The sequence below is a fragment of the Vibrio sp. 10N.222.49.C9 genome, assembly GCF_041474985.1.
Classification (GTDB): Bacteria; Pseudomonadota; Gammaproteobacteria; order Enterobacterales; family Vibrionaceae; genus Vibrio; species Vibrio crassostreae_C.
Genome location: NZ_JBFRVD010001269.1, coordinates 1 through 354 on the forward strand (window position 1 = coordinate 1; position 354 = coordinate 354).

Annotated in this window: 1 protein-coding gene; it reads left to right on the top strand. The window is 34.7% G+C overall.

Annotation, left to right across the window (positions count from 1 at the left end; translation table 11 throughout):
• On the top strand, positions 1 to 354 hold a 354-nt coding region (locus AB4585_RS27860; protein ID WP_372171997.1), incomplete at both ends, for a glycosyltransferase.

The following is a 354-nucleotide window of genomic DNA, read 5'->3' on the forward strand; positions in this document are numbered from 1 at the left end:
ATACCATATCGGAAGCAAAAGAGGCTGGTGCTGTTGTTCGGCATGAGTATCGACAAGGTAAAGGCGAAGTCGTACGTCGAATGTTCGCTGATATTCAAGCTGATATATATGTAATGGCAGATGGAGATAATACATATGACGCCTCAGCTTGCCCAAAACTAATTTCTCAATTAATAGATGAAAACCTTGATATGATCATAGGTATACGCTCTCGAGAACTAAGCTCTTACCCTAAAGGTCATGTTTTAGGAAATAAAATATTCTCTAATCTAATAAATAAAAGTTTTAATTCAAATTTAAAAGATGTTTTCTCTGGGTATAGGATAATGAGCAATAGATTTGTAAAGTCAATTC